12 protein-coding genes are annotated in these 12955 nt (G+C 42.9%); 6 read left to right on the top strand and 6 right to left on the bottom strand.

Annotated features, from left to right (window positions below; genetic code table 11):
* Positions 1-58 precede the first annotated feature (58 nt).
* Positions 59-475: a MaoC family dehydratase gene (locus tag JSY38_RS00755; RefSeq protein ID WP_114412541.1), complete on the top strand. Its 417-nt coding sequence runs from the start codon at positions 59-61 to the stop codon at positions 473-475.
* Between the two features lie 90 nt (positions 476-565).
* Here the strand turns inward: JSY38_RS00755 and JSY38_RS00750 are convergent, their stop codons facing one another.
* From JSY38_RS00750 to JSY38_RS00735, 4 genes are all read right to left on the bottom strand, one after another.
* A complete protein-coding gene (locus JSY38_RS00750; RefSeq protein WP_205114770.1) occupies positions 566-796 on the bottom strand; it encodes a formate dehydrogenase subunit delta in 231 nt (76 codons plus the stop codon).
* 82 nt (positions 797-878) lie between these two features.
* Positions 879-3764 (bottom strand): formate dehydrogenase subunit alpha, encoded by a 2886-nt coding sequence (fdhF, locus tag JSY38_RS00745; RefSeq protein ID WP_205114769.1) that lies wholly within the window; start codon positions 3762-3764, stop codon positions 879-881.
* Between the two features lie 2 nt (positions 3765-3766).
* On the bottom strand, positions 3767-5335 hold the full coding sequence (locus JSY38_RS00740; RefSeq protein ID WP_205114768.1) for a formate dehydrogenase beta subunit: 1569 nt from the start codon (positions 5333-5335) through the stop codon (positions 3767-3769).
* The gene (locus tag JSY38_RS00735) at positions 5335-5832 is read right to left on the bottom strand and encodes a formate dehydrogenase subunit gamma (protein WP_114412545.1); all 498 of its coding nucleotides are present in this window, start codon (positions 5830-5832) and stop codon (positions 5335-5337) included. The genes JSY38_RS00740 and JSY38_RS00735 overlap by 1 nt, the downstream gene beginning before the upstream one ends.
* Positions 5833-6375: 543 nt before the next feature.
* Here JSY38_RS00735 and JSY38_RS00730 point away from each other — a divergent pair.
* The 4 genes from JSY38_RS00730 (at position 6376) to JSY38_RS00715 (ending at position 10499) form a co-directional block, all read left to right on the top strand.
* Positions 6376-7944: a Re/Si-specific NAD(P)(+) transhydrogenase subunit alpha gene (locus JSY38_RS00730; RefSeq protein ID WP_205114767.1), complete on the top strand. Its 1569-nt coding sequence runs from the start codon at positions 6376-6378 to the stop codon at positions 7942-7944.
* Between the two features lie 10 nt (positions 7945-7954).
* Positions 7955-9355 carry an NAD(P)(+) transhydrogenase (Re/Si-specific) subunit beta gene (locus JSY38_RS00725; protein WP_205114766.1) on the top strand — a complete coding sequence of 467 codons (1401 nt, stop codon included), beginning with the start codon at positions 7955-7957 and terminating at the stop codon, positions 9353-9355.
* A gap of 201 nt (positions 9356-9556) precedes the next feature.
* Positions 9557-9862 (top strand): hypothetical protein, encoded by a 306-nt coding sequence (locus JSY38_RS00720; RefSeq protein WP_205114764.1) that lies wholly within the window; start codon positions 9557-9559, stop codon positions 9860-9862.
* Between the two features lie 43 nt (positions 9863-9905).
* Positions 9906-10499, top strand: a complete 594-nt coding sequence (locus JSY38_RS00715) for a CBS domain-containing protein (protein ID WP_205114763.1) — start codon at positions 9906-9908, stop codon at positions 10497-10499.
* 62 nt (positions 10500-10561) lie between these two features.
* On the opposite strand, the gene tusA is transcribed toward JSY38_RS00715, so the two are convergent.
* Together tusA and JSY38_RS00705 are read right to left on the bottom strand one after the other, a co-directional pair.
* Positions 10562-10795 carry a sulfurtransferase TusA gene (tusA, locus tag JSY38_RS00710; protein ID WP_114413561.1) on the bottom strand — a complete coding sequence of 78 codons (234 nt, stop codon included), beginning with the start codon at positions 10793-10795 and terminating at the stop codon, positions 10562-10564.
* Positions 10796-10811: 16 nt separating this feature from the next.
* A complete protein-coding gene (locus JSY38_RS00705; RefSeq protein ID WP_205114762.1) occupies positions 10812-11396 on the bottom strand; it encodes an alpha/beta family hydrolase in 585 nt (194 codons plus the stop codon).
* A gap of 183 nt (positions 11397-11579) precedes the next feature.
* Between JSY38_RS00705 and hemN the strand changes: the two genes are divergently transcribed.
* Complete coding sequence (hemN, locus tag JSY38_RS00700) at positions 11580-12950, top strand: oxygen-independent coproporphyrinogen III oxidase (RefSeq protein WP_114413563.1); 1371 nt, start codon at positions 11580-11582, stop codon at positions 12948-12950.
* The last annotated feature ends 5 nt before the right edge of the window (positions 12951-12955 follow it).

Raw genomic sequence — 12955 nt, 5'->3', positions numbered from 1 at the left:
TTAAGAATAAACCGCCGAAAGTGTACCATAACCGAAAATGACAAAATAAGGATTGGTAATGACTACTGGCTATACATTAGAGCAACTTTCTGTCGATCAAAGCATTGAATATCGTAAAGTGGTGACAGAGGCAGATGTTCATGCTTTTGCTGAAGTGACGGGTGATACAAATCCTGTTCATTTAGATTCGGATTATGCAGCAACAACATCCTTCGGTCAGCCAATTGCTCATGGAATGTTAACGGCGGGATTTATTTCTGCAGCAATTGGGACACAATTACCAGGGCCAGGCTGTATATATTTAGAACAGACTCTGAAATTTCGTTCACCTGTTTTCATTGGTCAAGAAGTCGTGACTAAAGTAACGGTAACGGATATTAACGAACGCCGTCGCCGTGCGACATTGAAAACCGTGTGCGAGTGTGATGGTAAAGTTGTTGTGACTGGTGAAGCAACGATTATGCTGCCAGCGTAAATGCAATCGTGCCATCAAAAAGAGTCTTTATCTATACTTTAGGCTTTTGCATCGCGAAAAAGCAAACCCCAGTAAAACTGGGGTTTGTGATTATCCTTCTTTCGACAGTTTCTTGCTTGCCAACAAAGCAGCAGGGTGAAGATGCTCTCCCCCTTCATTGACCACATAATCATTCAAAATGACTTTCATACGACGTGGCCAAAACTTCTTAACATGTCCTGCAATCATATCGGCCACAACGGAATCATCACCTAGGCTGATATTGTTAACAGCAATCTGATTGATCATATCAATTAAATGTTCTTGTTCTGTTTGGTGCATACATAACTCTCACTACAGCTGTTTCATTATAATAACTAATAGTGACTGACCTACCAGAAGGACAGTCACATCAGCTTATTTATCATTCATCACTGGCTGCAACGGCCGAGGCTTCTGCTAAAAACTTATTCTGACGATGATGATTCGCCACAAAGTCTTTTTGCCATTCTGAGGGTTGAGAGACTTTCTCAACTTGTACTGCCGTGACTTTATATTCAGGACAGTTCGTTGCCCAATCAGAATTATTGGTAGTGATTACGTTTGCACCGCTTCCAGGATGATGGAATGTGGTATAAACCACCCCCGGTTGCATTCGCACACTAACTCGTGCCCGTAAGACCGTGTGCCCTGCTCGGCTCGTGATGCCAAGCCAGTCGCCATCACTGATGCCTCTTTCTTCCGCATCATGAGGGTGAAGTTCCAAAATATCTTCATCGTGCCATGCTTGGTTGTCTGTACGTCGTGTTTGTGCACCAACGTTGTATTGGCTCAGAATTCGCCCAGTGGTTAACAGCAAAGGGAATTTGCGGTTTGCCCGTTCTGTAGTTGGTACGAATTCAGTGATAGCAAAATGTCCTTTGCCTTCTGGCATCGGGAAACTTTCCATATGCATTATTGGTGAGCCATCCGGAAACTGATCATTACAAGGCCATTGTAAACTGCCGTGTTTATCGAGTTTCTCGTAACTTACACCGGCAAAGCTTGGAGCCAAGGAGGCAATCTCGTCCATAATTTCGGACGGGTGGTTATAGCTCATTGGATAACCCAAAGCATTTGCCAGATCGACGGTTACTTCCCAATCTTCTTTTCCTGCAACGGCGGGCATTACTTTGCGTACACGGTTAATTCGACGTTCTGCGTTTGTAAAGGTGCCGTTTTTCTCAAGGAAAGAAGAACCAGGTAACAATACATGGGCAAATTTCGCTGTTTCATTCAAAAAGATATCTTGAACAATGAGGCAATCCAATGCTTTTAAAGCGGCCTCAACGTGTTGGGTATTCGGATCGGATTGTGCAATGTCCTCACCCTGAACGTATAAGGCACGAAATTGTCCAGCGATAGCTGCATCAAACATATTAGGAATTCGCAAACCTGGTTCATCGTCTAAACTTACACCCCAAGCTGCCTCAAAGCGCCCACGTGCGATCGGGTCAGAAACGTGTTGATAGCCTGGTAGCTCATGCGGGAACGACCCCATATCGCAAGAGCCTTGAACGTTATTTTGGCCACGTAGTGGATTAACCCCCACACCATCACGACCAATGTTCCCCGTTGCTAATGCAAGATTGGCGATCCCCATAACCATAGTGGAGCCTTGGCTGTGTTCAGTAACCCCCAAGCCATAGTAAATGGCAGAGTTGGGTGCTTTAGCGAATGTGCGAGCAGCTTCACGTACCGCAGTCGCTGATACGCCAGTAATTTCTTCTACCGCCTCTGGCGAGTTACGAGGTTCTGAAATAAATGCACGCCATTTCGCATAAGCATCGCTTTCACAGCGTTTCGCAATGAAATCTGTATCTTCCAAACCTTCAGTGATAACAACATGAGACAAAGCATTAACCATGGCAACGTTAGAGCCTGGGCGTAATGGTAAGTGCGCTGAATCACCTAGATGCGGCGTTTTCAGCAAATCAATTTCACGTGGATCGGCAACAATCAAACTTGCCCCTTCACGTAAACGACGACGCATCATTGAACCAAATACTGGGTGAGCATCGGTTGGGTTTGCACCTATAACCAATACACAGTCAGACTTCATAATAGAATCAAAGGTCTGAGTTCCGGCAGATTCACCTAAGGTTTGTTTTAATCCATAGCCAGTTGGGCTATGACAAACGCGGGCACAGGTATCCGTGTTGTTGTTACCAAATGCCGCACGAATCAGCTTTTGCACAAGGTAAGTTTCTTCGTTGGTACAGCGTGAAGACGTGATACCACCAATGCTTTCACGGCCATGTTCTGCTTGAATGCTTTTTAGGCGGCTTGCAGCAAAAGAGATGGCTTCTTCCCAACCAACTTCTTTCCAAGGCTGGTCGATAGAATCACGAATCATTGGTGTTTTAATACGGTCATTGTGTGTTGCATAGCCAAAAGCAAAACGCCCTTTCACACAAGAGTGACCATGGTTTGCATCACCGCCTTTATCAGGCACCATGCGCACAAGTTGATCACCTTTCATTTCTGCACGGAACGAACAACCAACACCACAATATGCACAAGTCGTTACTACGCTGTGCTCTGGCTGGCCCAAATCAATAATTGAATTCTCAGAAAGCGTTGCGGTTGGACACGCTTGCACACAGGCACCACAAGAAACACATTCAGAGTCTAAGAAGGATTCATTCTGGCCAGCAGCCACTTTTGAGTCAAAGCCACGACCATCAATCGTCAAGGCAAAGGTGCCTTGGACTTCTTCGCAGGCACGTACGCAGCGTGAGCAGACAATGCATTTGCTGGCATCAAAGGTGAAATATGGGTTTGACGTATCTTTAGGGGCGTCTAAGTGGTTTTCACCTTCAAAGCCATAGCGAACTTCTCTTAGGCCGACAGCACCTGCCATATCTTGTAATTCACAGTCGCCATTCGCAGGACAGGTCAAGCAATCAAGCGGGTGATCAGAAATATACAATTCCATGATATTACGGCGAAGTTTGGCTAACTTTTCGTTTTGGGTCCAAATCTTCATGCCCTGCTCTGCTGGTGTAGTACATGACGCAGGTGTGCCACGACGACCTTCAATTTGAACGGCACAAAGTCTACATGAACCATAGGCTTCTAAGTTATCAGTTGCACACAGTTTAGGGATATTTATATCCACTAAAGCAGCAGCACGCATGACAGAAGTCCCTTCTGGAACGCAGGTCTCAACGCCGTCTATTTCTAGTGTTACCAGCTTTTCACTAAGTGAGGCAGGTGTTCCGTAATCTTTACTTGGATCAGCTTTATTTGGATCGTAATACTGCAACATGTCTAGACCTCCTCTGTATTCGTGGCTGAAGATGCGTTTTTAACAAAATCTTCTCTAAAATGTGTCATCGCACTTTGCACTGGGAACGGCGTCATACCGCCCATTGCACAGAGTGAACCGTCAACCATGGTTTCACATAGATCTGTTAATAGCTCAATATTGCTATCCACATTTTCACCAGAACGAATACGATCAATAACTTCAACACCGCGAGTAGAACCTATACGGCAAGGCGTACATTTACCACAAGACTCTGCCACGCAGAATTCCATTGAAAATCGAGCTTGCTCACTCATATCAACAGTGTCGTCAAACATCACCACACCACCATGACCTAGTACAGCACCCTCTTTAGCAAAGGCTTCATAATCAAGCTGAGTGTCCCATTGAGACTCTGGTAGATAAGCCCCTAATGGCCCCCCAACCTGAACAGCGCGTAGCGGTCTACCATTCCTGGTGCCGCCACCAAAATCAAACATTAGCTCGCTGAGTTTTGGTCCGAATGCTAATTCAACCAAACCACCTCGTTTCACATTGCCTGCCAATTGGAAAGGCAAGGTGCCACGAGAGCGTCCCATTCCGCAATCTGCATATGCTTTCGCACCTTGATCTAATATGAAAGGAACAGCAGCAAGGGACAAAACGTTATTGACGACAGTTGGCTGGCCAAACAAGCCAACAATTGCGGGTAATGGAGGCTTGGCACGTACTAATCCGCGCTTACCTTCAAGGCTTTCAAGTAATGACGTTTCCTCACCACATATATAAGCTCCAGCACCTAGACGAACTTCTAAGTCGAAATGCTTTTCGCTGCCTTGGATGCTGCTACCAAGTAAATTGTTGGCATAAGCCAGAGCAATAGCTTGATTGAGTGTTTTGTAGGCCAGTGGGTATTCAGAGCGGAGATAAATATAGCCCTGAGTGGCGCCAACAGCTAAGCCTGCAATAATCATCCCTTCTATCAACATAAAGGGATCACATTCCATCACCAATCGATCCGCGAAGGTGCCGGAGTCGCCTTCATCTGCGTTACAGACAATGTATTTTTGTTCTGCTGGTGCATTTAATACGGTTTGCCATTTGATACCAGTTGGAAATGCTGCACCGCCTCGACCACGCAAGCCTGATTCTTTAACCTGGTCGACCAGTGCTTGCGGATCCATTTTGAGGGCTTTTTTTAGACCTTTGAAGCCATCTAAGGTTTGATAATCGCCCAAAGACAAAGGGTCTATCTCTCCGATACGTGCAAAGGTTAGGCGCTGTTGCTTTTTGAGGTACTCGATATCATCTACCAAACCGAGTGCTAAAGGATGCTCAACGTCGCCTTGCCAAAATTTGGCTTCAAAAAGGGATTCTAAATCGGCTTCTTTGACAGGGCCAAAACCAAAGCGACCCTGTGTAGTATCAACTTCTATTAAAGGTTCTAACCAATATAATGCGCGAGTGCCATTGCGTTTGATATCCAGTTCAACGCCCAGTTCGCTTGCCATGATATTGATCAGTTTAGCAAGACGGTCTGCCCCTAACGCTTTAGCGGTCGTGTCTGAAGGTATGTATATACGTTGAACCATTATTGAACCTCCAAACGTTCTGTTTTAAGGCTGTTGATCAACTCATCAAAACGTTGATTATCAACGTCTGCATAAATTTCATCGCCCACTCGTACTGATGGACCACAGCTGCAGTTTCCTAAGCAATAAACAGGCTCTAGGGTAATATTGTAATCGCTAGTTGTTTGGTGGTACTGCACTTCCAAAGTGCTTTTAGCGTGAGCTTCTAGGCTACGAGATCCTAAAGCTTGACAAGCTTCTGCACGACATACTTCGACGACATGACGCCCGGGTTGCTTAGTTCGGAAGTGATGGTAAAAACTGATTACGCCATGAACTTCTGCACGGCTTAATTTTAAAGATGCTGCAATGAGCGCTACAGCCTCTTCTGGGATGTAAGAGAAACGATCTTGTATAGCATGTAAAAGTGGCAGTAAGGCGCCTGGCTTGGCCTTAAACTCATCAATGATGGATTGACCGACGGTAGGTTCCCAAGTCACGAATCTCGGTGTAGTCATTATTATAAATCCTCCTACAACCGCCTTAGTCGCTAAAAACTCATACAGGCGGGAGTGTTATTTTTATTGTAGTACCTATTGATGCAAAGCACACATTCGCCCTGAACCAAAAAATAATACCTCATGATATTTAGGCGATATTGTCGCTTACTCACCATCATAAAATGTCGAGATTCAGACATTTCATCCCTGGTCGCATACGGCGTTCAATGTCGCAGGATCGCACATCCCCTCATGTTCAACTTATCTCATTACGACATTTTATATCTTGAGATACGCTCTCCCTGCTTCTTTAAGGTAAGCGGGATCGAATCAATTATTCAATTGAAAAATTAAGACAATGCATTGGCGTCTGATCCGAACTCAATAAAACGTCGTTATGACAACAGCTGATGACGCTGGCATGCAATAGATTAACAAGCAGCTGGTTTTTAATTGTGCTCACTTCGTACTCGTTTACTCAGTAGGAAACAAGGGCAGTATCTTCCAGACATATTGGATGAATATTCAGGCTAACGTTAATAAATATAAAATGGCATTAATATGAAAATTGGAATCCCAAAAGAGATAGAAGATGGCGAACTAAGAGTTGCCATGACCCCTTCTATTGCTTCCAAAGTGAAGCAGTTAGGGTTTGATATCGTAATGGAAAGCGGAGCTGGTACTGCAGCTTCCTACTCAGACGAAGCCTATGAAGAGGCTGGTGTTGAAATAACACAGGATACTAAAAAGCTTTGGCATGAGGTTGACGTCCTGATAAAGGTTCGCCCTCCTGTTGAGCACCCTGAGCTTGGGTTTTATGGTGTTGAGTTGTTAGGTAAGAGTCAAACTCTAATCAGTATGATACACCCAGCGCAAAATGCGAACAAACTTCAGCAGCTTTCTGAGCGTGGAACGAATGTCGTAGCATTAGATGCCGTTCCACGTATTTCACGAGCTCAGAAAATGGATGTTCTTAGTTCGATGGCTAATATTGCTGGTTATCGTGCTGTCGTCGAAGCGGCTCAACACTTTGGTCGATTTTTTACTGGACAAATTACAGCAGCGGGTAAAGTTCCACCTGCAAAAGTGCTTGTAATCGGTGCTGGTGTTGCGGGTTTAGCCGCAATTGGGGCCGCCAAAAGCATGGGTGCTATTGTGCGTGCTTTCGACACTCGCCCAGAGGTAAAAGAACAAGTCGAAAGTATGAATGCCGAATTCCTACTGTTAGATTTTAACGATGAAGATGGCAGTGGTGAAGGTGGTTACGCTAAAACCATGAGCGCAGAATTTATTGCTGCTGAAATGGCGCTGTTTGCGGAACAAGCAAAAGATGTAGATATCATTATTACGACAGCATTAATTCCAGGCAAAACCGCCCCTGAGCTTATAACCGAAGACATGGTTCGCTCAATGAAGCCCGGCAGCGTTATTGTTGACTTGGCGGCAGAGACAGGTGGCAACTGTCGTTTAACACAAGCCAATGAAGTGATTGATGTACATGGTGTGTCTATTATCGGCTATACCAATCTGCCAAGCCGTATGGCGGCTCAGTCCAGTCAGTTATTTGCTACTAACATTTATCACCTTCTTACTGAGTTATGCCCGAATAAAGACGGTCAGATCGATCTCAATATGGAAGACGAAGTGATTCGTGGAGCAACGGTTGTGAAAGATGGCAGTATTACTTGGCCACCACCGGCACCTAGACTTTCAGCAGCACCAAAATCGGATGTGAGCGAACAACTGAAACCAGAAAAAGCTGATATAAAAGCCAAAGAGAAAAAGCCGAGTGCTTTTGGCTTCCTCTTACCGGTTCTTATTACGGGGGCATTGCTGCTTGGTTTGGGCACCATTGCGCCAGCGGAATTTATGGCTCACATGACGGTTTTTGTATTGTCATGCTTTGTTGGTTACATGGTGGTTTGGGGGGTGAGTCACTCTCTTCATACGCCACTTATGAGTGTAACAAACGCGATTAGTAGCATTATTGTGATTGGTGCTATTACCCAAGTGTCGAGTGACAGCCCAATCGTATCTATTCTAGCTGCGATGGCGATTTTTATTACCAGCATCAACATTGTGGGCGGTTTTGCCGTGACACATCGCATGCTAAAAATGTTCCGTAAATAGGAGATAAACAATGAACTTTGGAATAATGACAGCCTCATATATAGGGGCTAGTGCGTTGTTTATCATGGCCTTAGCTGGACTAAGTCATCAAGAAAGCGCAAGACGCGGTAATATTTATGGCATGTTGGGTATGGCTCTCGCAGTTGTTATCACTATTGCTGGTGCCGTAACTGATAACTATGAATTGCTGCTACTCGGCATAGTACCCGGTAGTTTAATTGGTTGGTTGCTTGCCAAACGCGTTGAAATGACACAAATGCCAGAGCTGGTGGCTATTCTCCATAGCCTAGTTGGTTTGGCTGCTGTTTTTGTTGGCTTTGCGAATGCATTAGGCCATGGGCAATATGATTCTTTGGTTGCTCAACGCATACATGATGTAGAGACAGCGATAGGTGTGTTTATTGGTGCGGTAACATTTACAGGGTCTTTAGTTGCTTATCTAAAGTTGAGTGGCAAGGTTTCTGGCAAGCCGCTTAGATTACCTGCTCGTCATTTACTTAATCTTCTGATTTGTATTGCTGTTGTGTATTTGGTTGTGCAGTTTGCTCAGGTTGGTGCAGCAGAAGGCATGAACTATCTTGCGATAATTACCTTATTGGCTTTTGTTTTTGGGGCGCATTTAGTCATTGCTATTGGTGGTGCAGATATGCCTGTCGTGGTTTCTATGCTAAACAGCTATTCCGGCTGGGCCGCCGCGGCAATGGGCTTTATGTTAGGTAACGACTTACTAATTGTTATTGGTGCATTGGTTGGTAGTAGTGGTGCGATATTGAGCTACATCATGTGTCGTGCTATGAACCGTAAGTTCCTAAATGTCATTCTTGGTGGCATTGGTGGAAGCAAGGTCAACAAAGCAAGCGGTACTACAGGCGCTGAGCAGCAAGGTACTATTATCGAAATTCAAGCTGAAGAAGCGGCGCAAGCCTTGGCTGATGCGAAAGAAGTGATGATTTTACCTGGCTATGGTATGGCAGTAGCTCAAGCACAGCATATTGTGTATGAAATCACCAAGAAGCTTCGTGATAAAGGGGTGAATGTACGCTTTGGTATTCACCCAGTAGCGGGTCGTATGCCCGGTCATATGAACGTTTTATTAGCTGAAGCTAAGGTGCCATATGATATCGTCTATGAGATGGATGAGATCAATGATGATTTTAAAAACATCGATGTATCTATCGTTATTGGGGCAAATGACATTGTTAATCCCGCAGCGAATGAAGAGCCTGATAGCCCTATTGCCGGCATGCCAGTGTTAGAACCTTGGCACGGTAAACAGACAATCGTTCTTAAGCGAGGAATGAGCCGAGGATATGCTGGTGTTGAAAACCCTCTGTTCTTCAAAGAAAATACTCGTATGCTATTTGGTGATGCTAAAGAAAGTGTAGAAGCTTTACTAAAGCATCTGTCATAAAGCTTAAGGTGATATGAATTAAGTAAAACGCCAGCATAAGCTGGCGTTTTACTTATGGCCTGTAATAAGCAATGCTGCACTGGCCACAATTTTTTGACAAACCTTCAGATAGTGTAAATACACGGCATTTTGCAATTAATACTGGGATTTAAATTCAAGCAAGCCTATATTAAGTAGACAATTTAATGTTTAGGTATTCCAATGAAAACTCAATTACTTATGATCATTGCAGTGATTGTATCGTCTATTCTGACGATCTCTCAGCGTGCAAATGCTCAAGAAGTAAACCAGTTTCGATGGTTAGAGCCTACAGTTGAGCAGGTTTGTCATGAGGTTGTTACTCCTGACAAAGATACTGGATCAGATAAAGGTTGCTTATTTTTAAGTTTATCTTATGTTAACGCCCCACTTCTCCAATCTAATTCATACATTTTTGATGCCTTTGCTGCCAGTGCCAAAGTTATTCGTAATGTTAATCCAAGAGCTCCGCCATTTTCATTGATATAACTCACCCTATTTTTATTTAACTATTTTTTATTGGGGATCTATCATGAAAACATTAACTTACGTATCAACAAAAAGTGTAAATGAACTTACATGGCCTGCTACTATTGAAAACATTAATATCTATTCTCCTGCCGTCACTGTGTTTACGGACTTTCAAAAAGCGGGGCCTCGGGTAATTGAATCTAATACTCGTGCCGATGAGCTGGTGCAATTAATGAGAAAAGAGCACGTACGCATGAAAATAGTGGTTGATGCCGATAACCATTTTGTCGGTATTGTCAGCTTGGAGGATCTGTCTGAAGATGTCTTTATCAAACAGGTTGCAAATGGTTTTGATCGTTCTGAACTGATGGTTGCTGATTTAATGAGATCAAAGGAGGTGCTACTTGCTTTGTCCTATACTTCATTGCAGCATTCAGATATAGAGTCACTTTTATTTAGCCAGCGTAACAATAAGCTGCAGCATTTATTAGTGATTGATGAAGAAACAAAAGCCATTCGTGGCCTAGTGTCATCAAGTGATGTGGCTCGTCAGTTAAGGTTGGATATTGATGTTGGCTTTTCTAGCTTTGAACAGACTTATGAAAGTGCCATTCTTGGACATAAAGAGCACTCAAGAAAGTTGAAAGTAGCCTAATTCCCCTACTTCACTTAATAAGCAAAAAAGCCCAGATTTTGATCTGGGCTTTTTTATTTAAGTTAGCTTTCTTTTTTTTCAATCCAGTAATAGTAAATATCACCCTCTTGCGTTTGTTTCATAAGCTTGTGGCCAAGAAATTGGCAAAATTTAGGGATGTCCCTTGTTGTTGATGGGTCTGTTGCAATAACCTTGAGTACATTTTTTGCAGTGAGTTTTCGCATCTCAACATGCAGCATCATAACGGGTTCTGGGCAAAGTAAATCAGTTGCATCAAGCAGTGCTTGGTGTTCCATAATGTTTTCCCTTTGATTAGGTATTAAGTTCGAGCCATTTTTTTGTGTGTGCTGCTAATTCTAGAATGGTATCGTCTATGCTTTTGTTGAGCTTTTTAAGGGTTTTGAAGTCGTGATCAGCACCTTCAATCCATAGAACTTCGACATTATCAGGCAATGACTGTCGACTCACCCAATCTAGAGAACCAAGCTGATCTCTTGTTCCTTGAATAATAAGGCATGGTTGTTTTAACCCTTCAAGAAACGACAACCTATTTTTTTCAGGCTTGCCAGCTGGGTAAAAGGGGAAGCCAAAACAAATAACCGCTTTGACACAAGGCAGATGACTCAATTGAGTGCCTACACGCCCTCCCATCGATTTGCCAGCAACCACACATGCGTCTTCATTTTCGATAAGTTGTTCAAACTCTGGGATAAGAGACTTGAAGTTCGGTGGTGGCCTTTTATTACCTGTACGCTCCTGTTCTGCCATATATGAGAAAGTAACAGGATGTACGACTTGTTTGGTTTGCTCATTAAGGGCGTTGCAAAGGCGTACTAAAAAGTCGTTTTTATGACCTGCTCCAGCCCCATGAGCAAAGTATATAGGGAGTGTTTTCATACTTTCATGCTTAAAAGCCACTATTAAATCAGATTCATCTTAGCGTTAGAACTAAATTCAATTTTTTATAGAAATTGAAGTCGGTTTTTTCAACATTCAGGAAGATAACTATTGATCTGTGTCAGAATAAGCTCTTGCTTGAAAGAGTAGAATTCCTATTAGAAATTTTAATAGGAACGAATAATGATCTGGGATTCCGCACTTATTAGTAAGTATGATTTATCTGGGCCTCGCTATACCTCTTATCCTACTGCTCCACAGTTTGACGCTTCAATCAGCAAAATAGCGCTGATTGACAAGATGTTAATGCCATCGGAAGCAGATCTTAGTTTGTATTTTCATGTTCCATTTTGCGCGCACCTTTGTTACTACTGCGCGTGTAACAAGATTGTCACTAAGCAATACGATAAAGGGATAGAGTATGTTGAGTTGTTAGGTGAAGAAATGAGACTGCGTAGTCTTATGCTTGATGACTCAAGGAAGGTCACACAGCTCCATTTTGGTGGTGGCACCCCTACTTTCCTGACAGAAGATCTTATTAAAGTATTATTTGATAGCGTCAAACAATATTTCAATTTGGTTAATGATGGTTCACAGGATTACAGTATTGAGATCGATCCTAGAGAGATTAACTACTCAAAACTTGAGCTACTGACTGAAATGGGTATCAACCGAATTAGTGTTGGCGTCCAAGACTTTGATCATAAGGTTCAGAAAGCAATACATAGAGTACAGCCCTATAGTATGGTTGAAAGCCTTGTTGAAGACGCTAGGAAGTTAGGCATTAAATCGATTAATTTCGATCTAATCTATGGCTTGCCTTATCAATCTATTGAAGGCTTTAAAGAAACGCTTAAACAGGTTGTTTCATTATCACCAGAGCGGATTTCTTTGTTTAATTATGCACATTTACCTGATCGTTTTCGCGCTCAAAGACGCATAAGTGATGACTCTTTGCCTTTATCTAGTATGAAGCTTGATTTGCTTAAAATGAGCATAGAATACTTATTGGCCGCTGGTTACGAATACATTGGTATGGATCATTTTGCAAAACCGAATGATGAACTAGCCATAGCTCAAAAACAGGGAGAATTACAACGAAACTTTCAGGGCTACACTACACATGCGGGCACGGATTTAATCGCATTTGGTGTTTCTGCAATTAGTGAACTAAATGGCGTATATATTCAGAATTATACTGACTTACCTACTTATAGGAGTAGTATTGAAAAAGGTCAGTTAGCTATTGCTAAGGGATATATTAGTGACTGTGATGATAGAATACGCCATCATGTCATCATGACTCTAATATCACAGTTTCAGTTAAACATGACGTTAGTTGAGCAAAAATTTAGTATTGATTTTGATAAGTATTTCTCACAGGAAATAGATAGCTTAACTCCCATGCTTCAGGATGGAATGTTGGAGTTTGATCGAAGTGGAATGCAGACCACTATTAAGATCACAGGCCGTGGACGCTTGCTTATTCGCTGTATTTGTATGGTTTTCGATAAGCATTTAAATAGCACAGTAAAATTCTCAAAAGTTATTTGAATTAA

Source organism: Marinomonas foliarum (genome assembly GCF_016906065.1).
Taxonomy (GTDB): Bacteria; Pseudomonadota; Gammaproteobacteria; order Pseudomonadales; family Marinomonadaceae; genus Marinomonas; species Marinomonas foliarum.
The sequence above is the reverse complement of the archived record's forward strand: the minus strand, read 5'-3'. Positions and strand labels throughout refer to the sequence as shown.

Bases quoted from the DNA above. Each gene is read 5' to 3' on its own strand.
- JSY38_RS00720 (WP_205114764.1), top strand. From the start codon at position 9,557: ATGAAAACTCAATTACTTATGATCATTGCAGTGATTGTATCGTCTATT.
- tusA (WP_114413561.1), bottom strand. From the start codon at position 10,795: ATGGAACACCAAGCACTGCTTGATGCAACTGATTTACTTTGCCCAGAA.
- JSY38_RS00750 (WP_205114770.1), bottom strand. From the start codon at position 796: ATGCACCAAACAGAACAAGAACATTTAATTGATATGATCAATCAGATT.
- JSY38_RS00740 (WP_205114768.1), bottom strand. From the start codon at position 5,335: ATGGTTCAACGTATATACATACCTTCAGACACGACCGCTAAAGCGTTA.
- JSY38_RS00715 (WP_205114763.1), top strand. From the start codon at position 9,906: ATGAAAACATTAACTTACGTATCAACAAAAAGTGTAAATGAACTTACA.
- hemN (WP_114413563.1), top strand. From the start codon at position 11,580: ATGATCTGGGATTCCGCACTTATTAGTAAGTATGATTTATCTGGGCCT.
- fdhF (WP_205114769.1), bottom strand. From the start codon at position 3,764: ATGTTGCAGTATTACGATCCAAATAAAGCTGATCCAAGTAAAGATTAC.
- JSY38_RS00735 (WP_114412545.1), bottom strand. From the start codon at position 5,832: ATGACTACACCGAGATTCGTGACTTGGGAACCTACCGTCGGTCAATCC.
- JSY38_RS00755 (WP_114412541.1), top strand. From the start codon at position 59: ATGACTACTGGCTATACATTAGAGCAACTTTCTGTCGATCAAAGCATT.
- JSY38_RS00730 (WP_205114767.1), top strand. From the start codon at position 6,376: ATGAAAATTGGAATCCCAAAAGAGATAGAAGATGGCGAACTAAGAGTT.
- JSY38_RS00705 (WP_205114762.1), bottom strand. From the start codon at position 11,396: ATGAAAACACTCCCTATATACTTTGCTCATGGGGCTGGAGCAGGTCAT.
- JSY38_RS00725 (WP_205114766.1), top strand. From the start codon at position 7,955: ATGAACTTTGGAATAATGACAGCCTCATATATAGGGGCTAGTGCGTTG.